The organism is Lysinibacillus sp. GW823-FHT06C08, from assembly GCF_058795135.1.
The window spans coordinates 327,673-349,700 of record NZ_JBXAHN010000002.1; the positions used below are offsets into that span (position 1 = coordinate 327,673).

Annotated in this window: 25 protein-coding genes; 16 read left to right on the top strand and 9 right to left on the bottom strand. The window is 37.3% G+C overall.

Going from position 1 to position 22,028, the window contains the following annotated elements; all coding sequences use genetic code 11:
- Positions 1 to 3: 3 nt before the first annotated feature.
- Positions 4 to 711 carry a purine-nucleoside phosphorylase gene (gene deoD / locus AC1Q6O_RS09400; protein ID WP_008174795.1) on the top strand — a complete coding sequence of 236 codons (708 nt, stop codon included), beginning with the start codon at positions 4 to 6 and terminating at the stop codon, positions 709 to 711.
- An 845-nt stretch (positions 712 to 1,556) separates the two neighbouring features.
- Here deoD and AC1Q6O_RS09405 read toward each other — a convergent pair.
- The gene (locus tag AC1Q6O_RS09405; protein ID WP_025117240.1) at positions 1,557 to 1,766 is read right to left on the bottom strand and encodes a YjcZ family sporulation protein; all 210 of its coding nucleotides are present in this window, start codon (positions 1,764 to 1,766) and stop codon (positions 1,557 to 1,559) included.
- A 186-nt stretch (positions 1,767 to 1,952) separates the two neighbouring features.
- Between AC1Q6O_RS09405 and AC1Q6O_RS09410 the strand changes: the two genes are divergently transcribed.
- The 5 genes from AC1Q6O_RS09410 (at position 1,953) to AC1Q6O_RS09430 (ending at position 7,279) form a co-directional block, all read left to right on the top strand.
- Positions 1,953 to 2,423 (top strand): GNAT family N-acetyltransferase, encoded by a 471-nt coding sequence (locus tag AC1Q6O_RS09410; RefSeq protein WP_492401082.1) that lies wholly within the window; start codon positions 1,953 to 1,955, stop codon positions 2,421 to 2,423.
- Between the two features lie 246 nt (positions 2,424 to 2,669).
- Complete coding sequence (locus tag AC1Q6O_RS09415; RefSeq protein WP_008174792.1) at positions 2,670 to 3,104, top strand: GNAT family N-acetyltransferase; 435 nt, start codon at positions 2,670 to 2,672, stop codon at positions 3,102 to 3,104.
- Positions 3,105 to 3,151: 47 nt separating this feature from the next.
- Positions 3,152 to 3,790 (top strand): DUF2306 domain-containing protein, encoded by a 639-nt coding sequence (locus AC1Q6O_RS09420; protein WP_492401101.1) that lies wholly within the window; start codon positions 3,152 to 3,154, stop codon positions 3,788 to 3,790.
- 231 nt (positions 3,791 to 4,021) lie between these two features.
- Positions 4,022 to 5,620 (top strand): collagen-like domain-containing protein, encoded by a 1,599-nt coding sequence (locus AC1Q6O_RS09425; RefSeq protein ID WP_492401083.1) that lies wholly within the window; start codon positions 4,022 to 4,024, stop codon positions 5,618 to 5,620.
- Positions 5,621 to 6,250: 630 nt separating this feature from the next.
- The gene (locus AC1Q6O_RS09430) at positions 6,251 to 7,279 is read left to right on the top strand and encodes a serine hydrolase domain-containing protein (protein ID WP_239354520.1); all 1,029 of its coding nucleotides are present in this window, start codon (positions 6,251 to 6,253) and stop codon (positions 7,277 to 7,279) included.
- A 32-nt stretch (positions 7,280 to 7,311) separates the two neighbouring features.
- Here the strand turns inward: AC1Q6O_RS09430 and AC1Q6O_RS09435 are convergent, their stop codons facing one another.
- Positions 7,312 to 7,617, bottom strand: coding sequence for a hypothetical protein (locus AC1Q6O_RS09435; protein ID WP_008174784.1), 306 nt, complete (start codon positions 7,615 to 7,617; stop codon positions 7,312 to 7,314).
- A 94-nt stretch (positions 7,618 to 7,711) separates the two neighbouring features.
- On the opposite strand from AC1Q6O_RS09435, the gene AC1Q6O_RS09440 reads away from it, so the two are divergent.
- Complete coding sequence (locus AC1Q6O_RS09440; protein ID WP_342551091.1) at positions 7,712 to 8,272, top strand: AAA family ATPase; 561 nt, start codon at positions 7,712 to 7,714, stop codon at positions 8,270 to 8,272.
- Between the two features lie 29 nt (positions 8,273 to 8,301).
- Here AC1Q6O_RS09440 and AC1Q6O_RS09445 read toward each other — a convergent pair whose 3' ends face one another.
- The 3 genes from AC1Q6O_RS09445 to AC1Q6O_RS09455 all read right to left on the bottom strand — a co-directional run bounded on the left by AC1Q6O_RS09445 (position 8,302) and on the right by AC1Q6O_RS09455 (position 11,680).
- A complete protein-coding gene (locus tag AC1Q6O_RS09445; protein WP_492401084.1) occupies positions 8,302 to 9,480 on the bottom strand; it encodes a Ger(x)C family spore germination protein in 1,179 nt (392 codons plus the stop codon).
- A 323-nt stretch (positions 9,481 to 9,803) separates the two neighbouring features.
- Positions 9,804 to 11,180, bottom strand: a complete 1,377-nt coding sequence (locus AC1Q6O_RS09450; RefSeq protein WP_008174778.1) for an MATE family efflux transporter — start codon at positions 11,178 to 11,180, stop codon at positions 9,804 to 9,806.
- Positions 11,181 to 11,200: 20 nt separating this feature from the next.
- Positions 11,201 to 11,680 carry a DUF6530 family protein gene (locus AC1Q6O_RS09455; protein ID WP_008174777.1) on the bottom strand — a complete coding sequence of 160 codons (480 nt, stop codon included), beginning with the start codon at positions 11,678 to 11,680 and terminating at the stop codon, positions 11,201 to 11,203.
- 696 nt (positions 11,681 to 12,376) lie between these two features.
- Between AC1Q6O_RS09455 and AC1Q6O_RS09460 the strand changes: the two genes are divergently transcribed.
- The 5 genes from AC1Q6O_RS09460 (at position 12,377) to AC1Q6O_RS09480 (ending at position 17,458) form a co-directional block, all read left to right on the top strand.
- Positions 12,377 to 12,847: a peptide-methionine (S)-S-oxide reductase gene (locus AC1Q6O_RS09460; RefSeq protein WP_008174776.1), complete on the top strand. Its 471-nt coding sequence runs from the start codon at positions 12,377 to 12,379 to the stop codon at positions 12,845 to 12,847.
- A gap of 27 nt (positions 12,848 to 12,874) precedes the next feature.
- Positions 12,875 to 13,225: an NUDIX hydrolase gene (locus tag AC1Q6O_RS09465; protein ID WP_089984427.1), complete on the top strand. Its 351-nt coding sequence runs from the start codon at positions 12,875 to 12,877 to the stop codon at positions 13,223 to 13,225.
- Positions 13,226 to 13,380: 155 nt separating this feature from the next.
- Positions 13,381 to 13,641 carry a hypothetical protein gene (locus tag AC1Q6O_RS09470; protein ID WP_237068823.1) on the top strand — a complete coding sequence of 87 codons (261 nt, stop codon included), beginning with the start codon at positions 13,381 to 13,383 and terminating at the stop codon, positions 13,639 to 13,641.
- A gap of 267 nt (positions 13,642 to 13,908) precedes the next feature.
- Positions 13,909 to 14,244: a hypothetical protein gene (locus AC1Q6O_RS09475; RefSeq protein ID WP_008174773.1), complete on the top strand. Its 336-nt coding sequence runs from the start codon at positions 13,909 to 13,911 to the stop codon at positions 14,242 to 14,244.
- Positions 14,245 to 14,392: 148 nt separating this feature from the next.
- Positions 14,393 to 17,458 (top strand): hybrid sensor histidine kinase/response regulator, encoded by a 3,066-nt coding sequence (locus tag AC1Q6O_RS09480; RefSeq protein ID WP_492401085.1) that lies wholly within the window; start codon positions 14,393 to 14,395, stop codon positions 17,456 to 17,458.
- Between the two features lie 27 nt (positions 17,459 to 17,485).
- Here AC1Q6O_RS09480 and AC1Q6O_RS09485 read toward each other — a convergent pair whose 3' ends face one another.
- Positions 17,486 to 18,361 (bottom strand): DMT family transporter, encoded by an 876-nt coding sequence (locus tag AC1Q6O_RS09485; protein WP_492401086.1) that lies wholly within the window; start codon positions 18,359 to 18,361, stop codon positions 17,486 to 17,488.
- A 205-nt stretch (positions 18,362 to 18,566) separates the two neighbouring features.
- Here AC1Q6O_RS09485 and AC1Q6O_RS09490 point away from each other — a divergent pair, with 205 nt between their 5' ends.
- The 3 genes from AC1Q6O_RS09490 to AC1Q6O_RS09500 all read left to right on the top strand — a co-directional run bounded on the left by AC1Q6O_RS09490 (position 18,567) and on the right by AC1Q6O_RS09500 (position 19,925).
- Complete coding sequence (locus AC1Q6O_RS09490) at positions 18,567 to 19,037, top strand: Lrp/AsnC family transcriptional regulator (protein ID WP_008174770.1); 471 nt, start codon at positions 18,567 to 18,569, stop codon at positions 19,035 to 19,037.
- Positions 19,038 to 19,198: 161 nt separating this feature from the next.
- A complete protein-coding gene (locus AC1Q6O_RS09495) occupies positions 19,199 to 19,477 on the top strand; it encodes an ArsR/SmtB family transcription factor (RefSeq protein WP_008174769.1) in 279 nt (92 codons plus the stop codon).
- A 64-nt stretch (positions 19,478 to 19,541) separates the two neighbouring features.
- On the top strand, positions 19,542 to 19,925 hold the full coding sequence (locus tag AC1Q6O_RS09500) for a VOC family protein (protein ID WP_089984417.1): 384 nt from the start codon (positions 19,542 to 19,544) through the stop codon (positions 19,923 to 19,925).
- 57 nt (positions 19,926 to 19,982) lie between these two features.
- Here AC1Q6O_RS09500 and AC1Q6O_RS09505 read toward each other — a convergent pair whose 3' ends face one another.
- Both AC1Q6O_RS09505 and AC1Q6O_RS09510 read right to left on the bottom strand, forming a co-directional pair.
- A complete protein-coding gene (locus AC1Q6O_RS09505) occupies positions 19,983 to 20,162 on the bottom strand; it encodes a hypothetical protein (RefSeq protein WP_089984415.1) in 180 nt (59 codons plus the stop codon).
- Positions 20,163 to 20,244: 82 nt separating this feature from the next.
- Complete coding sequence (locus AC1Q6O_RS09510) at positions 20,245 to 21,087, bottom strand: copper amine oxidase N-terminal domain-containing protein (RefSeq protein WP_492401087.1); 843 nt, start codon at positions 21,085 to 21,087, stop codon at positions 20,245 to 20,247.
- A gap of 141 nt (positions 21,088 to 21,228) precedes the next feature.
- Here AC1Q6O_RS09510 and AC1Q6O_RS09515 point away from each other — a divergent pair, with 141 nt between their 5' ends.
- Positions 21,229 to 21,393, top strand: coding sequence for a hypothetical protein (locus AC1Q6O_RS09515; protein WP_164908711.1), 165 nt, complete (start codon positions 21,229 to 21,231; stop codon positions 21,391 to 21,393).
- Positions 21,394 to 21,522: 129 nt separating this feature from the next.
- Here AC1Q6O_RS09515 and AC1Q6O_RS09520 read toward each other — a convergent pair whose 3' ends face one another.
- The gene (locus AC1Q6O_RS09520) at positions 21,523 to 21,990 is read right to left on the bottom strand and encodes a DinB family protein (RefSeq protein ID WP_089984412.1); all 468 of its coding nucleotides are present in this window, start codon (positions 21,988 to 21,990) and stop codon (positions 21,523 to 21,525) included.
- Between the last annotated feature and the right edge of the window lie 38 nt (positions 21,991 to 22,028).

The window sequence follows — 22,028 nt, forward strand, 5'->3', positions numbered from 1 at the left end:
AGTATGAGTGTTCATATTAATGCAAAAAAAGGTGAAATCGCTGACACAATTTTACTTCCAGGAGATCCACTTCGTGCAAAATACATCGCGGAAACATTTTTAGAAGATGTAACTTGCTACAATGAGGTACGTAATATGTTTGGTTATACAGGTACGTATAAAGGCAAACGTATTTCAGTACAAGGAACTGGTATGGGTGTGCCATCTATTTCAATCTATGCGACAGAATTAATGCAAGAATATGATGTTCAAAAATTAATCCGTGTAGGTACTTGTGGTGCAATTCAAAAAGATGTGAAAGTGCGTGACGTGATTTTAGCGCAAGCAGCAACATCTGATACACGTATGAACCAAATCATTTGGGGCGGTGCTATCGACTTCGCACCAATCGCAGACTTTGACCTATTATTAAAAGCGTATAACGCAGGAAAAGATGCTGGACTTAACTTACAAGTGGGGAATATCTTCACAGCAGATTTATTCTACTCAGATGAGCATCAAAATGAAAAATTAGCACAATACGGTGTACTAGCTGTAGAAATGGAATCAGCAGCTCTGTACACATTAGCAGCTAAATTCGGGCGTAAAGCACTTTCTGTTCTAACAGTAAGTGACCACATTTTAACTGGCGAAGTAACAACATCAGAAGAACGTCAAACGACTTTCAACGACATGATGGTTGTAGCGTTAGAGGCAGCTATTCAAGACTAATTGATATAACAGCGTTTTCAACGTGTGTTAAATACCATTAATAAAAGCAATCGACCAAAACCGACCATTTTTTGTAAAATGGAGTTGAGTAGTCGGTTGCTTTTTCTTTATCTTTCATAGTTAAATGGCTATAAATATTAATCGATTCTTGAGTGTTAACATGCCCACGTTGTTCTTGATATCTGGATGTAAGGGAAAGACGTTTGTTTTTGTGAATAGTAGATTTTTCGAGTTGTCCTCATTATCCTTCATCGGTTTCCAAGCTTCACCAGATGTAAGTTGTAACTTCTGATTCCGGCTCCTGAAAATATTTTTAAAAAGGGTGAAAAATATCGATATTGGGTATCAAATTTAATTAATAATAGTTCAGGCACAATTATTAAAGGACGAACAAATGATAATAGTCTTTACTATTATGAAATTCCACAATAGAAATGACGATTTAAAATATAACGGAAAATAAAAATTATTACAACAAAGACCGCTCCGTGAAGGGTGGTCTATAAGGTTTTATTACAACAATAAGGCGACTTTTGGCGACCAAAAAGCGACCAACATCTTATATTTAGTTAACACAATAAAAAAGTAAACAATTTTAGATGCATTTTGAATAGTATAGAATGTTATTAAATCAACATTAATGAAGGTATCTTGTCCTTTAAAAAAAGTACAAGTAATTCAACGACATGATGGTTGTAGCGTTAGAGGCAGCTATTCAAGACTAATTGCTAAATACTAGTCGGTTGCTTTTCTTTTTCCTTCTAAAAAACCAAGGGCCACAGCTGAGTGTGACCCTTGGATTATTGACAGAAAGAGTTATAGTTATTTGTTTTACAACTAACTAATTAACAATCTTCTTTTTGCATGAATGTTGCGCCAACGATAATGAGTAGAATGAATAGAATAACGATTAAGACAAATGTTGAACTATTACCTTTGCCGTGGTCCATGCAGTAGCCCATGCTATATTCATTCCCATAACCGCTGTAACAACAACCGTAATTACCTACATTACCATAATATCCTGCGTTTCCTACGTTTCCGTAATATCCCATGAAAACCTCTCCTTTCTTCAATTTATAGTATGTAATTTGTCATTGAAGGGAGTGGGGTATTCGTCTAATGTAAGCTAAAAAAGAGTCCTCGATATAATAATGGTCTACTTCTAATCCATAATTAAACGCCATTGAAATCCGATTTGAGGTACTATGAAATTAACAAAAGAAAAGGAGAAATAAAAAATGTTTACCTTTCTTAAAAATGATATGAAATTTGTGGAAACCGAAAAGGACATTATGAATTCGAATCAGGAATATAATTTAATTGCCTATGATAAAAAAGTTCTTGGGAATGAGGATATTTTAGATATACATGAAGAAACAGAAGAATTACAGATTGAAAGATATTTGGTGAAAAAAGGGGATGACTTTATAGCTATTTTGGATTATGGAATGTCAAGCCCTCGTCATCAAAAACCTTGGATAAGTTTGTTGGCGGTACACAAAAAATATCAAGGTTTAGGATATGCCAAAAAAATTTACATGTTGTATGAGGAACGGATGAGAAGCCAACAAGTAAAATGTATTCATATTGCTGTTCATTCTACCAATAAAAATGCAGTAAACTTCTGGTCGTCGCTTAGTTTTATACAATTTGATGAGAGAGTTTACGAAGATAAAGTTATCTTAAGTTTTGAGAAGGTTTTAGATTAAACAAAAATACGAACTTCTAACTTTATGAATAAGAGGTATTCCATGAGTAGCAACTATCAGATAAGAGACAGCTATTTTATACTTGTTGATCCACTTTCAATGATTTTTATTGGAATGACTATTTTAATTCCAATGATGTTCGTTTTAGTATTGTGGAAAAAAGTTTTGAAGAAATAAAATCCAGTCAGTAATTTAACAATGAAACCAAGGCCTATCTGTATAACCATAATCGAAAGGAAGAGTTCTATGGAAATTATTCAATCTATTCCTATTCAGCCTACAGTGAAAGTTTTATTATCCTATGCCACATCAAAAACAAAAGTGGATCAGGAATATGATTTGTATATACATGCCCCAGCAAGAAAATTATATGGCTATTACATGGATCAAGAACTTGTTGGCTGTCTAGGTATTGAATTAGTTGATGCACATCAGTGTGTCATTAAACATATTGCTGTATCACCAGCGCATCGTGGGAAAGGCATTGGGGGTGAGATGGTACAATTTATTAACCATCATCATTCATTTTCTTCCATTTATGCTGAAACGGATAGAGATGCTGTGATTTTTTATAAAAATATAGGATTTCACATTACGAGTTTAGGAGAAAAATACCTAGGTGTGGAGCGATTTGCATGCCTTTTAACCGGCCCTCCATTGCAGCGTACCGCTTTCAACTAGTACATAATAATAAATAATCTATATTAGGGAAGAAAGGAGCTGCATCTATTAAGAAGAAATTGTGGTTGATCATGAGTGTCTTGGCATTTTTAATAGCGGGCTATTCTATCGTTCAATATATTGTGTTGGATGCACAGCAAGCAGGTTTTGTTCAATTAAAGCTTATGCTAAATGCTACTTTACACTCATTGTGGTTCATCGTGCTGTATATTCATATTATTTTCGGAGTGTTAGCGTTAATAATTGGTCCTTTTACCTTGTCCTCAAAATTAAGAGAGAACAATGTAAAACGTCATCGAATATTGGGGAAACTATATTATGCCAGTATTTTGTTCGGCGGTAGTGCAGGTCTTTATTTAGCATTCAACGCCACAGGGGGATGGGTCTCGCAATTGGGCTTTGGTTTATTATCGATAGGTTGGTTATTGACAATGTTGCAAGCGCTCATAAAAATCAAACATCGAAACATTCAAGCTCATCAAAAATGGATGCTAAGAAATTATGCTTTAACGTTTGCGGCAGTGACCTTACGTATCTGGTTACCTCTGTTTACCATCCTATACGGGGATGAAAATTTTCAGTATTATTATGCTGTTATTGCTTGGTTATGTTGGGTACCGAATTTAATCGTAATCGAATGGTATATCCGGCGTAAACTCGGACCATTTCTTGCGAACATACATTGAAATATAATCAGACATTGAGTTCTCAATAGAGCCCAATGTTTTTTTAGGTTATGGCCAAATTCAAAAGCATTTGTATATTAATTAACTAATTAGTCAATAAACTAGGTGCATTAATTATCCCTATAGTAAATTTTCGAATATGATGCAAAAGAATGGGAGGTGAAATGTTTGAGGTTTAGTTACAGCCGTAATTTTGATAATTTCAAATGTGATTCCAAATGTAACTATCCCATGAAGTATAAGTGTAATGAATTTGGTTGTAATGGCTATCCATATGATTTTTCTGGCATCCAAGATCCGATAGGTGTAACAGGAGCAACAGGTGTCACGGGTGCGACAGGTACAACAGGTCCGCAAGGTGCACAGGGTTCGCCAGGGGCAATGGGACCCCAGGGCATAACGGGGGCAACTGGAGTGACAGGTGCCCAAGGACTAGCAGGAGCAACTGGAGATACAGGACCACAAGGAGTGGCAGGAATAACCGGAGCAATGGGACCTCAAGGGCTGGTAGGAGCAACTGGTGAGAGAGGACTGCAAGGACTAGCAGGATTAATCGGTGCGACGGGATCTCAGGGAGCAACAGGAAGAACTGGAACTACAGGAACTACAGGAACTACAGGAACTACAGGAACTACAGGAGCTCAAGGACTAGCAGGAGTAACAGGAGCGACAGGACCTCAAGGAGAAAAAGGAATAACAGGAGCGACAGGACCTCAAGGAGAAAAAGGAATAACAGGAGTAATAGGGCCCCAAGGAGAAAAAGGAATAACAGGAGCAATGGGACCCCAAGGAGAAATAGGAATAACAGGAGCGACAGGACCTCAAGGAGAAAAAGGAATAACAGGAGCGACAGGACCCCAAGGAGAAATAGGAATAACAGGAGTAACAGGACCCCAAGGAGAAATAGGAATAACAGGAGCAATGGGACCACAAGGGATAACGGGATCAACTGGAGCGACAGGATCTCAAGGGATAACAGGTCAAACTGGAGCCATAGGCATTCAGGGAGTGACAGGACCTCAAGGGCTAGTAGGAAATACTGGGGCCACAGGGCAACAAGGTACAACTGGATTCACAGGAGTGACAGGGAATACTGGAGTAACAGGAAACACCGGAGCGACGGGTCTCCAAGGGATAGTAGGAAATACCGGAGCCACAGGGCAACAAGGTACAACTGGATTCACAGGAGTGACAGGGAATACTGGGGTAACAGGAATCACGGGAGCCACGGGTCTCCAAGGACTAGTAGGAAATACCGGAGCCACGGGTCTACAAGGTACAACAGGAACCACGGGAGCGACAGGTCTGCAAGGAGCCACAGGAATTGCTGGAATCACAGGCGTTACGGGGGCAACTGGAGCAAGGGGGACTACGGGTGTTATTGGTATAACGGGCACTACTGGCTCTACGGGTCCAAGTGGTCCGGGTCTCATGGAAGTATACTTATCTACAGATCAATCAGTTGGTAATAATGATTTTCTAGGAACAGGCAATTCATCAGCTTCTTTTGTGAGAAGTTCAATCGTAATTCCGGAAAATGCTATTATTCAAAGCTTAACGTTGAATATACGGGATCATTCACTTAGTGCAGGACAAACCGCTTCAGCACAAGTATTTACAAGCACGAATGGTGGTTTCACTGCCCCAACTGCAACGGGGATTATTGCGACAGTGACAGGACCAAGTTCAATAACTACTCCAAATAGTTGTGCCAAGGCAAATGCGAACTATTCAATTAATAGTTGTACACTTCTTTCTGTACAAGTGACTACAACTGGTGGAGCTTTTTCTAATGGCGTTTCTGCAACTATCATTTTGACCACTATTTAGTGTCGTTTAATGAGACTCATTTAATATAGGAAAATCTGCAAATTGTCATGTTGATCGATGGTTGCTACGAGTATATTTTTTATATTTACTTTATGAGTTGTCGTTAGTTGTTCATGTAACCAGTCTTTCGTATGTTTAGGTTTTGTAGCCCATGATAATCAATCTTTCCTTCTTTAATAAGAATAATTGGTAGAAAAAAGGGCTGAGATTTTAGGTTCAAATCTGTACGCGTAGTTGTTTGGAGTTGTGTATGCAAAAAACTAGAGATTGATTCGTCTGGTTCCCATAAAGCAAGCGCAACATTTTGAACCTCTTCTATTTTTCCCTTCATTCGGTTAATAAAAAAGCCAGCCGAAATATCAAGCTTTACGTAAGTTTTCAGATAGGATTTCCTCTTTTAAATAAGGGGGATAGGCAATAATATTACCAAGAGATGACTAAGGCAAAGTTCAATAGTCTTAGTTGTAAAATAATCAAAGAGTAAAAAGAAAAAGGCTACAATTGCTCGAAGTACCCATTGAATGGCAGTACTTTCGATTTTGGAAAAAATTCACATGACACATTCAATCTATATTGTTAAAATAGAAAGAGTAATTATTTAGAAAATTTAATAAAATCAGGGGAGTCTGTATGGATACAAAATTACATAACATCATAATGGACATTCAACAGAAGGTTGATTTTTCAGGGACCGTGCTTGTGGAGAATCGAGAGAAGGGTGTCTTAGTCAATCAAAGCTTTGGGTATGCTAATCGTTCTGAGCAAATCAAAAACCAGGCAAAAACTCGATTTGGAATTGCTTCTGGTTGTAAAATTTTTACGGCAATAGCTATTTGTCAGCTAATAGAACAAGGGAAACTTTCGTTTGATACGAGATTACATGAATATCTTAACCATCATTTTGACCATTTTGATCAGGATATAACGATTCATCATTTATTGACGCATACTTCTGGAATACCAGATTATTTTGATGAGGAAGAAATGGAAGATTTTGAAGAGTTATGGGTGGAAAATCCAATGTATCATCTTCGAACATTGAGTGATTTTTTACCGTTATTTCAAAATCGCCCTATGAAATATAAAGTAGGCGATAGATTTCATTACAACAATGCTGGCTATATTTTATTAGGATTAATTGTCGAGCAAACATCTGGATTGGTTTTTTCAGATTACATTCAACAATATATTTTTGATCGAGTGAAAATGACGGAATCAGGCTATTTCTCGTTGGATGCTCTGCCGTCAAACACAGCCTTAGGTTACATCGACAATCCAGATGGTACATGGAAAACAAATATTTACTCATTACCCGTAAAGGGGGGTTCTGATGGGGGAGCATTTGTCACAGTAGGTGATATGGCGAAGTTTTGGCGTGCCCTGATGAATTTTGAACTTTTAAATGAAGATTTAACGCAGCAACTTCTAACAGTACATGTAGAAACGAGTGGAAATAATGGCTATGGACATGGTGTATGGATTAAGAAAAATAGCAAACCATCTATTCTGAAATATCATGTTATGGGGTACGATCCTGGGGTCTGCTTCCACTCAGCATATTATCCAGAATCCTCTTTCAAGGTTGTGATTTGTTCCAATAAATCAAATGGAGCCATTGATATTATGAAAGGAATAGAAGAGGCGTTAATTTCAATTTAAGAGACTTGAACTGTGCGTATTTTATACAAAAATTAAGAGGAAAATCGATTTTGTTTTTTTAATTTTTTTTGCTTATAAGTAATATAAGAGGTTTTCAACGCAGCATAACTACCAATGGCCGCATAGCCATAAAACCAGCCCATAAATAGACCCGCTAACAAATTGTGGCGATGGCTGATGAAGATGGAAATGAGTAAGCCGATAACTAAAGCGATGGAGGGTACCCAAAAAGATTTAATATGGCAAAGCCTCTTCATCAACTGTGTTAGAATCATCACCACTGGAACGGCAATGACGGCATCCCAAAAGTTCGTATGTATGAGTGGGAAATGTTCCATACTTTTCACCTCGATTAGAATGATTTACAACTATTGTTAGCTGTAAACATGATTTTATACTCAAAATGACGGAGCATTTCCTAGGAGGTAACGAATGAAATTTGTTCTTATATTTGGTCCTCAAGCTGTTGGAAAAATGACAGTCGGGCAGGAATTAGCTAAAATAACAGGCTTAAAGCTATTTCATAATCATATGACGATTGATTTAGTTAGTCATTTTTTTGACTATGGTACGAAAGAGGGGAAAAGGCTAGTCAATTTGTTTCGACAGGAGATATTCGAAGAAGTTTCAGCTAGTCATTTATATGGATTGATTTTCACCTATGTTTGGGCGTTTGATTGTCAAGAGGATTGGGACTATGTGAAGCAAGTTACTGAGCTTTTTGAATCCAAAGGTGGCACGGTGTACTATGTAGAACTTGAGGCTGTTTTAGAGGAGAGACTTCAGCGCAATAAAGGATCTAATAGACTTGAGCATAAACCTTCAAAAAGGGATCTTGCTTGGTCTGAACAGGATTTATTAACCTCTGTAGAAAATTACAGATTGAATTCAGTCGATGGCGAAATCCAATTTCCCAATTATATAAAGATAGAGAGCACAAATTTAAGTGCGGAAGATGTTGCAAAAATGGTCCAAGAAAAATTCCGGTTATAAGAAAAAACGCTTGGCTCCCAAGCGTTTTTTTATTCAGAAGAACCAGATTTTTTAATTTTAATGATTTCAGAAAACGTTTTGCGCCCTGGGTTTATTTGCGAAACATCAATAGAAATTTTACGAATAGTATTCTCTTGTAAAGGGATTTTTCCATCTTTCTCCAACTTTTTCCATATTTTGACTTTGTTGCGATAAAGTACCTCTGATAATCGAAAAATATCTACATCTAATTTTAATCCCTCATTATAGGTCTCGCGGATTTCCTTTTTCACTTCCTTAATAATCTGCCTCTTCAGTTCTTTTTCGCTAACTTTTCCTTTAAAGCCATTGACGGTTGCACGAAGTTTTAATTCGACATCAAAATAAACTTCCTCTTTGTTCACTACAGGTATTTTTTTGACTTGTAATTTGTCAATACTGACGGTTAACTCTTCTTTACCATCTGTTCTCAATTTAAAGGTGATTTCTCCTCGGTTTGTGTAATTATGCATCCATTGATTACCTCGGGCAGCATTATCCTTCACAAATCCTTTTAAGCCGTCTTTCGATAAAATGCCGACACCTGAAAAATAGGTTTCCTCTACATTTTCCTCGTCCGTTTGCCAATCTTTCCTAATGGATACATAAGGTACTGTCACTTCGTGGTTAGGCTCATTTAATCCAATAACGATTTCTCGTAAATTTTTTGGTTCAACAAACGTTTCCTGTTCTGTTGGGTTAATCGGGTTACTTAGCTTTGAGGAAGACAGTGAATTTTTTAATATTGGTGAGACAAGGAGGACATCGTGCACTGGATCCTTTGTACAATACATCCAAATTTGATACCTTGTATCTCGAAAACGAATAAACGTATCAATAACGGGGATAAATCGCTCATTTTCCATGGCACTCTCCGAGAAAATGATATATCTCATATGCCCCCAAAAAATTTGCTGGTCAGATGATCGATACAATTTGTAGATAGCCTCTTCTACGGTTCTTCCTTTAGCACGGCCGATTTCAGCAGGTTCAGCATTTGAACTAGGTTGAACTGATTTTGCGACATCAGCAAAATTGATAATTTGTAAATAGACCTCATATTCATCATCAACGTAATCAACACCGACTGCATTGATATAGTACATTCTTTGTGGCTCTGTAATATCCCAGCAACCTGCGAGCAGGGTTGTTAGAAAAATCATTACTATAAATTTGAAGGTTGTTTTCATCGTTTCTCCACTCTCAAGTAGCTATTTTATAATAGTAGCTTGGACAAAAGCTGGTGTTTTTATAAAAAAATGTAGGGTATTTTAATACGTTTTGATTGTTTATAAGCCAAAGGGAAAATGAATTGAAGAAAATGAAAAAATTTATTATTTTATATGTAACTTTTTTTAGCGGAATACGACTAATCCATTAGTAGAATACAAAAAAACTGAAGCAAAGTAGTAAAATTCACTTTTCACAAAATGACCAGGGCTCACGATCGAGCACCTGGTCATTTTGTGTTTATCGAAAAAAGGACATGCGTTATTTGCATATCCTCAGTTCTTTAATCGTTAAGCATAGCTTTTAATGTTCGTTTTTGCCAGCCTAGCTTGAAGTAAGCATACTGCATAATGAAATGTACACAGAAGGTAATTGGGTAGGCTAACCATACACCATTTAAGTCTAGTGAAGTGTGGTGGGATAGTAGGAACGCTAATGGTACCTCAACTACCCAAATCGTAATGACTAAGAAAATTGTCGGCCATAAAACGACACCTGTTGCACGCATCGTAGCTGAAACCGTTTGTGTATGCCCAAAAATTAAATAACTCCAAAAGGCGATATATAAATAATTTTTGGCAATGAGCACAGTATCATGTGAATCGATAAAGAAGGCCAAAATTGGCTCAGCAAATAGATACATGATCAGTATAATGGCGCCTCCTAAAAGATAATTGATACGGACACCCATTTGGCGAATTTTTTTAATCATTTCTGTAGAATTTGCACCTAATGCCTGTGCGACAAATACAGATGTAGCAATGGCAATACTCATCGCAGGTACCTGTGCATAGCTAGCGACCTGATTAACAACGCCGTAAGCCGCCGTCGCATTGGAGCCATAGACGTTGACAAAGCCAATGACAGCAATTTCTGCGACAGAGATAGCGACCATACTAATACTAGAAGGAATCGCTAGCTTTAACAATGAAGCTAAAATATCTTTCTTCAATTTAAAATGCTGTAAAATAGATTTGTCTAAACGCAGTAAATGCTTTGTTTTATGCAAATATGCCAGTAACAAGATCATTGTTACTAGGTTTGATAAAACGGATGCATAAGCGGCACCATTTAAGCCAAATGCAGGCAAGCCAAACCAACCGAACAGTAATGGGGGAAGGAAGGCGATATTTAACACAACACTAATAACTAAAAATAGAAATGGTGTTTTGGAATCGCCAACTCCACGCATAAAGGTTGTATACACCATATACCAGAACATAATTGGTAACGTGAAGAATAAAATTTGCGCATAGCTAATACTCATGTCTAATATATTAGCTGGTGTTTGCATAAAACGTAAAATCCACTCAATAAAAAAGCCGCCAAAGATTGCCACAACAATGGATAAAATCGTTGTGAAGGCGAGCGTTACTCCAACAACTTCCTTCATCTTAGCATGATTACCAGCCCCGAAAGTTTGCCCGACTAAAATGGAGCTACCTGATCCAATGCCAATGGCAAATGCCATTAAAAAGAAGAAAAATGGGAAAAAGGCTGAAATCGCTGCTAGTGCATCGACACCTAAATTACGCCCCACTAAAAACATGGCAAAAACCTGGCCAACGGATTGCAGGACATTCGCCAACATAACAGGAATTAAAAAATTAAAAAAGGCTTTCTTAAGTTGTTGATCATCTTGTAACATTTGTGCATTCATCAATAGGTTCCTCTTGAGTTTTAATAACCCATTTCTTTTAAGATTCGTGACAATGTGCGCAGTCGTTCACCGATTAGCTCACCATCATTATTTAACGCTTGCTGAAAAAGTTGAATATCTTCATTGATTTGCTCATTTTCTGTGCAAACTTCCACAGTCATGGCATCTCCCTGTAAGCCTACACGCTTAATCACAGGGTTTTCTTCATCATATAAATGTTCGAAGCGATAGGCATCTTTAAAATGAAGTTGTGCCTCACATACTAAAATAGCAAGGTCCAGCACACGATGCAGGGGAAGTTCTTCTGATTGACGAGACCATTTACCACCAGTATGGCGCCAAACTTTCGCTGAAATATCCACCTTTCCTCTGTCATTCCACTGTGCTAAACCGAGAGAAAGCCCTTGAGCATCAGTTTGATAAGCTGTACGCCCATCAATATTGGCATAGTTTTCGGCAACAATTACGGGTTTATGTTTTAAATGTGTTGGGATGTTCATGTAAAAAAACTCCTTATCATTTGAATTTAGTAATTTACTAAATTACTGCTTTAGTAAATTTAGCATTAGGGACTTCATAAGTCAATCCAAAAATTAGTGGCGTTTACCTGTATGACATTGGCCAAACAATATAACGCAAGACAAATGGAGGGTTTTAGCGCCTGTTTTTGTGAACCTAGGTTTACCCTGTTTTTCTGGATAAATCGTATCGGTGTATGGAGCGGTATTATACATATTGCATAGGCAATTCAAAGGATTATGAAATATACATGTATGGGGAGGAGTATGTACAAGCAGCATGTAGGAATCTACTTATTCTAAAAGTATGCTGGATGCTTTTGACTATGTCTTGTGATTTATTCTTATCGCTTGCCTTGAAGGAATCGTTTAGGTGGTTATCCAAAAGGTATAAAAAATTTTTAACATTAGCTGTAACTTTTCTAGCGTGAACACGACTACTGTAATAGTAGGATACAAAAACTAAAGCAAACTAGTAAGTTTCACTTTTCACAAAAAGACCAGGACTCCCAGTAAGGTGAGCATCCTGGTCTTTTTGTGTTTAGAGAAGAGATTGCCTGTAATTTCATCGATTTTCATGATAGTATGGAATAAACATTTAGAAATTTCTTACAAAAATATACGTAGGAATTAGATAGTTCGTATGATTTGTTTCATTAAACAAAGAGGTGAATAAGGATGGAAGTAGTATATTTTGCAGGTGGTTGCTTATGGGGAGTACAAGCTTTTATAAAAAACTTACCTGGCGTTAAGTTTACAGAGGCAGGAAGAGCCAATGGAACAAGTTATACCCTTGAGGGGGATTATGATGGGTATGCCGAATGCGTAAAAACAGGATTTGATCCTTCCGTTGTAACCATCCAGGAGTTAATGGGGTATTTTTTTGAAATTATTGATCCTTACAGTTTGAATAAACAAGGACAGGATGTTGGCGAGAAATACAGAACGGGAGTTTATAGTGAAAATCCGGAACACTTACTAGAGGCGAAGGCGTTTCTTGGGGAAAGAAATGATTACGATTTGATCGTTGTTGAAGTATTACCTCTTACGAATTATGTGAGAAGTGCAGAAGAACATCAAGATAGGTTAGCAAAATGTCCAAATGATTATTGTCATATTCCAGAAGAACTATTAAATAAATATAAGTAAGAGAGATGATTATTTTCGGAGGAAAAATTGACTACTACATATGTAAATTGGGGAGAATCAAACGTTAAATTAACTTGGGAAAAAAATAACTTACTGCCCCCTGATCATTTAATAACAAGTGTACATGTCTTTTGTTTTCAAGAGGATCCATTATTATTGGTAGATGTCAATCATAGAGGATGGGATTTTCCAGGAGGACATATTGAACCTGGAGAAAGCCCAGAAGATTGCTTTAAACGGGAAGCGCAGGAGGAGGGGTATGTGGAAGGCAAATATGAATCTGCTCAACGGATGTTTGTTAATCCCAATGATATGGCCTCTTATTATCACAATTGGAACATTCTTTATAAGGAAATAGTAGATTGTGCAATACAATAACATTTTCGAATATATACATTGAGCCTATCAGAGCTCGAACATAAATGTATATATCTTTTATTCCTTAGTCTTTTAAAGTATATACTCTTTTCATTGTCTTTAATGTTATAATTTGTTAAATAATGAAATGTGTATATTGCTTATGGGGGGAACAAATGAATAAAAATTTATTGTCTGTTTCTATTATTTTTTTAGGATTCTGTTTGCTTTTAGGTGCATGGTTTATATCGCAGTCTTTCACATCCGAACAAGTCGATAAAACGAAGAAAGAACAATTCAGGTATGAGTTAATCTCGCCAAACGATAGTAATATCATTATATTTGATAAGCAAAGCGGGGAGTATTGGCGGAAGTATATAGAACCTAATGAGGGACCCACTGATTGGGAAAAGCAAAGTTCGCCAATTACTAAATAATGTAATTTCTAATGAGGGTACATAATAATCAACCACTTGTTGATGTAACGCATCTTTAGGCATGTCCTCTTCATGCACGTTTGGCAAGCCACTTGATGAGGAAGGCATTTTATATGGATGCTCATAATACTCATCGCCCTAATCTTGCTTATCATCTTTGAATGTAAATGGAAGTTCCACGTTAGAGATGGAAGTATACAGTATTTTTATAAAAATAAAACTTTTACCAAATGGATGCGTACATAAAGAAAGAAGGGGGTTTTTAGAATGAACCGAAAACATTATATAATGATGGTTATTGCATTTATTGTAGAATTTTCCCTAACTTATTGGATTGCCTCCGTATTTTCTGTCAGGTTTATAGAAGTCATGTTTTTCACAGGGGCTGCCTTTACATTAGGAACGCTCTACTTTACAAGTAGTGGTGGTGCTATGTCAAGATTTTTTGCAGCTCAATCTGGAGCCGTAACAGGCATTATCCAGGAGCGAGACCGATTTCAGTTTAAAGCAGGTCCTGTTTTTATAGCATCACTTATATTCGTACTAATAGGTTTGGTATTCTTTATCTTACTTGTTACAGGCATCATTCCACCGCAGAAATGATAATAGGTAAGGGAAATCAAGATAGTCACTAGACTGTCTTGTTTTTTTGGGGGAAAAATAGATTGTTCAGATTCTGTATAAGTAGACTTGGTAGAATAGGAGGTTATGGGATTACTTTTAGATTGAGGAGGTGTTATGATCATTCACTATGAAACATAGAAAAATTGCTGTCATCATTATATTCTTTATAGTCTTTTTAACAGGTTCTCGTATTTTATGGCTTCAATCATTTACGCAGCCCGATCAACCATATGCAATGAAAGGGCAGATGGATGTCCGTAATTTTGATTTTCAACAAAGTGCATTAACTCTTGATGGCGAATGGTCCTTCTATCCATCGCAATGGTTGATGGATAATCATTCTTCCAACCAGACATACATACAAGTCCCGGATGGCTGGGACAAAGTTTTTCAGGAAGGGGAGCAAAGCCCATTTGGATATGGCTCTTATCAACTAAAAATACTGGTTAATCCAGATGAGACAAAAACCTTTAGTATAAGAGTGCCAAGTATTCGTAGTGCCGCAGAAATATATGTGAACGATCGCTTCATTGCGAAATCAGGGGAGCTAGGTGAAAATCGAGCGCAAACGGTGGCTAAAAATGTACCGTTTACAGCCTCATTCGAGACAAATGGTGAAAGTGAAATCGAACTGATTATTCAAGTAGCCAACTTTCAAGATCCTCGTAATGGGGGAATTGTCCGTTCTATCAAATTTGGACAAGAAGATGTAATCAATCGGGAGACACAATTGTCCGTCACAATGCAGCTATTAGTGGCAGTTGTTTTAGTCTTGCATGCCATCTACTCTGTTATTCTCTATTTAGTTGGAAATAAAGATAAACGCTTACTATTCTTTTCGATCTTAACCGTAAGTATTATGTTTTATTATTTATTAGGAAGTGATGATAAACTTCTTTCATTTTGGTTTCCCATAAATTATGATTGGGGTTTTATTTTAGTCCATCTTTCTATGGTGGGCATTGGCTATTCATTACTGCAATGTATAGAACACTGGCTACCGCCACATTTACAGCTCTATAAACATGTATACACTTTTTTCAGCATGGTAGCGATCCTATTAGCCTTCACATTACCTATACGTTATCTTGTTTCCATGCAAGCATTTTATATGGTTATTTTAGGAGCTCCGATCGTTATTACTTTAATCTTAATGATTGGAAAATCAATAAAGGATATTCGCAGGAATGTTTTTATTTTATTAGGATTAGTGGCCTTTGTGAATAGTATCATTTGGGATGTCATACTGCTGATTACAGGCATAAAAATCATTTCTTATCCTTTTGATTTGATTGTGACAATTGCCTGTTTAGCGACATTGTGGTTTAAAGATTATGCAAAGGTACATGCCGATACGAAGGAGCTTGCTCATAAACTGCAAGAGATTGATAAAATCAAGGATGAATTTTTGGCAAGTACCTCTCATGAATTACGTAATCCACTTCATAGCATTATCAATATGTCTAAAGCAGTACTTGATCGTGAAGCTAAGACGTTAACTACAAAAAGTGTGAATGATTTAGAAACTGTTCTGTCCGTAGGGAATCGAATGTCTTTGTTGTTAAATGATTTGCTGGATGTCATGCGCTTGAAAGACGATACACAACAATTACAACTAAGTATGGTATCCATCCATTCTATTGCTGTAGGTGTATTTGATATGCTGCGCTTTATGATTGAGGGAAAGCCTGTTCAGTTCGTCCTGAAAATACCAGAAGATTTTCAAAGAGTGCAAGCTGATGAAAATCGTGTGATCCAAATAGTCTTTAATTTAGTGCATAATGCTGTGAAATTTACGAATGAAGGGTCGATTACGATTTCGAGTTATACGCGTAATGGGATGGCGAATATCGTCATTACAGATACAGGTATCGGTGTGGACGATGAAACCATGCGTCGAATATTTGAACCATATGAGCAAGGAACGATCAGTAAAACTATGGTAGAGGGAGGGTTTGGGCTAGGGCTTAACATCTGTAAGCGGCTCATTGAATTCCATGGAGGAACATTGGAAGTGCAATCCGTTGTAGGACAAGGCTCCACCTTTACCTTTACATTGCCCCTAGCAGATGAATCGAATGTCCAAGTGCCACTTGAAAAGGTACGACAGAGCGTTAGCAAGAGTTCAGAGCGCACAGCAAGTTTACAAGCAGCCTTGGAGGATGATCAAAGTGCGGAGTGGAATCATCCACGTATTTTAGTAGTGGATGATGAGCCTATTAATTTGCGAGTAGTTGAGACAATTTTAGCAAATGAACAATATGACATTGTTACGGTGACAAGTGGCTTAGATGCGCTAGTAAGTATTCAATCACACGAATGGGATTTAGTTATTTCAGATGTGATGATGCCGAAAATGTCAGGGTATGAATTAGTGCGCCTCATTCGGAAGCAATTCTCCATCACCGATTTACCTATATTATTGCTGACAGCGCGTAGTCAACCCCAGAATCTTGAAAAAGGCTTTTTAGCAGGTGCGAATGATTATGTGACCAAGCCTGTCGATGCACTAGAGCTACGTTCACGAGTAGCGGCATTAATAAAGGTGAAGCGATCCATTCAAGAACGTCATCGTATGGAAGCTGCCTGGCTGCAGGCACAAATTGAGCCTCATTTTCTTTTTAACACGTTAAATGCCATTTTAACGTTGAGTGAAATGGATAGTGAACGAACAAGTAGATTAGTAGAGGCACTCAGCGATTTTTTAAGAGAATCCTATAATTTTCAAAATGTTGAAGCACTTGTGCCGTTAGAAAATGAACTTACATTAATTCAAGCTTATCTTTATATTCAGCAGGAGCGCTTCGGCGATCGTATTCACGTTAAATGGGATTTAGAGGCATCTACCGATGTGCTCATCCCCTCATTAACTATCCAGCCCTTAGTTGAAAATGCTCTACAGCATGGTATTTTAAAACGGACAGAAGGGGGTACGATCCATATTCGGATTTTTGAAAGTGAATCACAACTTGAAATTACAGTTTCGGACAATGGTGTTGGCATGGATGAACTACGTTTGTCCCAGTTACTTCAAACAACGCAACAGCCGTCCAAAAGCATTGGTTTAATGAATACCCATCTTCGCCTTCAACAGCATTATGGGCAAGGATTGACTATTACGAGTAAGCTACATGAAGGAACATCCGTTTCTTTTGTAGTTCTTGTGAAGAAGCCCGTAAAACATGATGCATGACACGTCTGTGTGCCATGCATCTTTTCTTTATAGTATAGCCTGCGGAGCTTTTGTTTTAAAATGGGTGAATAGATAGCATCCCATAATGACGATAAGCCCACCAATTCCCTGGAGCCAGGACATATTTTCTCCAATAAATAAATAGGCGAGAAGGGCAGTGAAAATGGGATTGAAGTTTAAAAAAATTCCCGATGTGGTCGCGCCTAACTTCTGTACACCTATATTCCAAAATACCATACAAACAACGGTGGAAATAATGCCGGTATATAGCATGGAAAGAATGAAAGATGTATTGACATTCGTAAAGGTAAAGTCTGCACTCGTAAATGGTAGGAGCAGTAGCACACCGAATACCCCGGCATACAAAGTAGCCATTAAGGGGGAGGCTGTTTGCATAGCCCATTTACTACATACGGAATATAGACCCCAAACGCACACAGCTGCCAGCATCCATAAATCACCTGTATTCAATTGAAAATCCAGCAATAGCTGCCAATCTCCTTTTGAAAGAACGAGAACTACCCCAAACAATGATAAAACCATTGCCGATAACTGCCATTTCGTTATTTTTTCTTTCAGCAAGACAAACGAAAAAAGGGCAATGGATATTGTATTCATGGTAGAAATAAGCCCTGCATTAGTAGAAGTCGTACGCTCTAATGCTAGAAACTGAAAAATATTAAAGAGAGCAACCCCTGTAACACCCATTAAAAGTAACGGGACAATCGCTTGTTTGGGGGGAACTAATTTTTTTTCTTTCCACCAAACCAATGGGACAAGGACAATGACGGCAATGAACCATCTGACTGTTGTCAATGTCATAGGAGAAGCATGGGCAACAAGCGTCTTGGCAACTACAAAATTCCCTCCCCACAGTAAACTTGTGACAAGCATTAGACCCATATACAATTTAACCAAAGCTCGTAACACCCCTCTTAACTTTATGTATATTAAGAATCATAGCATTAACAGTGATTTCGCTGTATAATATTTTGTGAAATTGATTAAATTTGAAATAAAATTAAGTATATGGAGTTTTTTCGGAATATTGTTCGGAAAAGAAGCTCTGTGGATACATCATGGGAAATAATCAAAAGGGGAGACATCAATGGAGGATAGCAAGAATAAAGAACTAGACAGAACGGATCTTCAAATTTTAGATATTTTACAGCGAGAGGTTCATATTAGTAATGCCGAATTGGCGAGACGTGTCAGCTTATCGCCACCAGCGACTCATACAAGAGTCAAACGAATGGAAAACGAAGGCTATATCGATCAGCAAGTCGCTATTTTAAATCAGGAAAAACTAGGATTTGATTTACTGTGCTATGTTTTTATGAGTACGGATATCCATCAAGCAAAGGAAATAGAGGAATTGGAAACAAGCCTACAAACGATGACAGAAATATTGGAATGTCACTGTTTAACAGGTGCCTATGATTATTTATTAAAAATCGTTATCCGAGATCGTCAAGAATTGAATCAATTTATTCGGAAATTAAATAGGTTAGGTATCTCTAGAATTCAAACAAATTTATCCTTACGAGAAATCAAATATTCCACGGTGTTACCCTTATAAAAACACAGCAAGTGTGAGTGTCCTACTCAAGCTTGCTGTGTTTTTTATTATTATATATTTACAGAAATATATATATTTAAAATTGCTTTGTTTTTACTTATAGGCAACTACTAGGTTGCTTATACTTGACATGCAACCAAAAAGTTGCCTATAATCAATTTATGAAATGGGATAAAGACGCTATATTTAAAGCACTTGCAGACTCGACTCGGAGGCTTATAATAGACGAGCTATGTGAACAAAATGAGATGACCTTATATGAGTTAACGGTTCGTCTACTTATGAAGTACGAGCTTTCCATAACGAGACAAGCAATTGCTAAACATCTTGCTGTTTTGGAAGGGGCAGGGCTTGTCACATCTAAGCGGAAGGGGAAATATCGAGTTGTTATGTTTAACAATGAACCACTTAAAGATTTATTGAAGGGGTGGGTAGAGTAATTTTTTGAACATCATACAATAGGGCGTGAAGCATTTTGTACAACTAACAGAGGGGGCTATTCAAATGAACATTATCGTGAACAGTATATTTGTAACAGACCAAGCAAAGGCATTGTCATTTTATACAGAAAAGCTAGGATTTGTTAAAAAGGAAGATGAACCATTAGGAAAGCATAGATGGCTGACGCTTGTATCGCCAGATGAGCAAGGTGGAACTGAGCTTTTACTAGAGCCGGATGAGCACCCTGCCGCAAAGGATTATCAAAAGAGAATATTCGCTGAAGGTATTCCAGCAACAATGTTTGGTGTTGCAGATATTCATGAGGAGTACAAGCAATTATTAGAAAAGGGCGTAGAATTTACGATGACGCCAACAAAAATGGGGGCCGTCACAATAGCTGTCTTGGATGATACTTGTGGCAACCTTATACAGATTATCCAAAAATAATTCATGATGAATGCGTGTTTTGAGTCTATTCAAAACACGCTTTTTCTATTTATTCATTCATTCATGTATGGCTAAACCTCGGTCATTCTCTAATAAATCAAGGGTTTCTTTTGGTTGTGCATTTACGGTTTGTTCTTTAGCTTCAGCTTCTTCGCTTGGCGGCGCTTCTTCCGATGAACAGGCTGCTAAAGCCAATAGTAATAATAATACCAAACTACATGACAGTAACTTCTGCATGAGGCAAACCTCCATCCATAAATCGTTGATATGAATATTTTGCACATTTTCATACAGAATATGTTTAGTTTACTGTTATTTTTTAAAGAACGGTATTGCTAATAATTTTATTAAATCCGTTGTTAGTTGCGGCATTCATAAGCTGTTGAATAGACTGCATTTTATTATCTGAGAATATATACCAGCTATCATTATGAACATCATGGAGAAGAAGCGTAGGATAACCTTTTAATAGTTCATCAGGGAATGCTTGGTTTAAGGAATACGTATCCAACTGCTGAACACTTTTATTGTCAGCGTTTAAGAAATCATATTGTCCAAGCTTATAATAGGAACCAGGTATGTCCAGATTTAATTGCCAAGAATAGTCTTTAGGCGCTTCTACTTTATCTCCTTTTTGCTGAAAAATTTTGTACATAGCGTTGTGATAGCTATGTCCCTTAACTTCTTGAATAACTCCACCCATCGTCATGTGATATTCATAGTGAAGAGCCTTTATTTTTTGATTGTTAATGAATAGTGGCTTTGTCGCAATATTAACAGTACTTTGTTTGTAATCGACTTGACTGCCGAATGTTTCAGCAATAAAACGGATTGGAACGAAGGTACGATTATTTTTAAGATATGGTGTTGTATCCAATTGTTCCGCTTGACCGTTTTTAATAACGGTCTGACTGTTTAAAGTTAAAATAACGGTTGATTGGTTCGTTGAAAGGATAATTTGTGAATCCTTCCATTGTACTTGCGCACCTAAATTTTCACTAATTACACGCAAAGGTACCATTGTTCGATTGTTTTTGACCTCAGGTGGTGTATCAGTTTTCACGACAACCTCGTCAATCTTTAGTTGTAGTGTTGCTGCGTCAGCAGGGGAAGCTGTCCATAATACAGCTGTTAATAATAGGCCTGTGAAGATTTTTTTCATGGTAGTTGCCCTCCTTTATTTTCACGACCTTATTTTACCATAAAATTCTAATGTGATTATAATAGTTTACTATTTATTAATTTTTTACAGTGTATAAACCGATTTTGAAATCGAATACTAAGAGTGAAAGGAGGTTTTTTTGTGAAATATTTAACATGGGGCATAGTTGGTGCAGCATTGTTTGCTGCGATGAAAGGCTACGGGAAATCAAACCAAGGACAGAAGGATAGCTACCAACAAACGACAACACCTGTTCAATTAGTAGCTAATGCAAATCCTTTAACAGCGAATACACCGAAACAGTAAAAGACATCACAGCTTATAGATTATTTTGATCTATAAGCTTGTTATATTTTACATAAAAATCCTATGGTTTCTTTATGAAAGATGGGTAGAAGATTGGCTTTATTCATGATCAATTTGAAGAGCTTCTGACTAAGACTCGTTAAGAATCCGATGAATCGTTAAGATTGCCTGCACATGCATGCCCTCATGGAAAATAGTTCGCAGTAGTACTTGTTCTATAGTTTGCATGCCCATCTCAATGGGAGGGAATACTTCCATTAATCGATGACCATATTGTTCCTTTAGCTGTTCGGGCTGCTGGGCCAATAACATTTTTAATGCTTCAAAAGATGGGGTTTTTTCATCAAAATGATCAGGTGAGGTACCGAATCCAAACCAGTTGGTGAAATGGTCTAGTTCCTTATGTTTGTCTTTTGTTAGAGCCTCTATCCATAAATATTGATCGAGATATAAATGGCCCATATTCCAGCGGATATTATTATGGAAGTCAGTCGGAATGATATTGGCCGTTTCGTCTGTTAGTTGATCTAGTATTTGTAGTAACTCGCTTCGATAATGCTGTAGTTGTTGAAATAAATTTTCTTGTCGCTGATTCATTGTAAAACCTCCTTTTAGTATGTATTAGCTATTGCCAC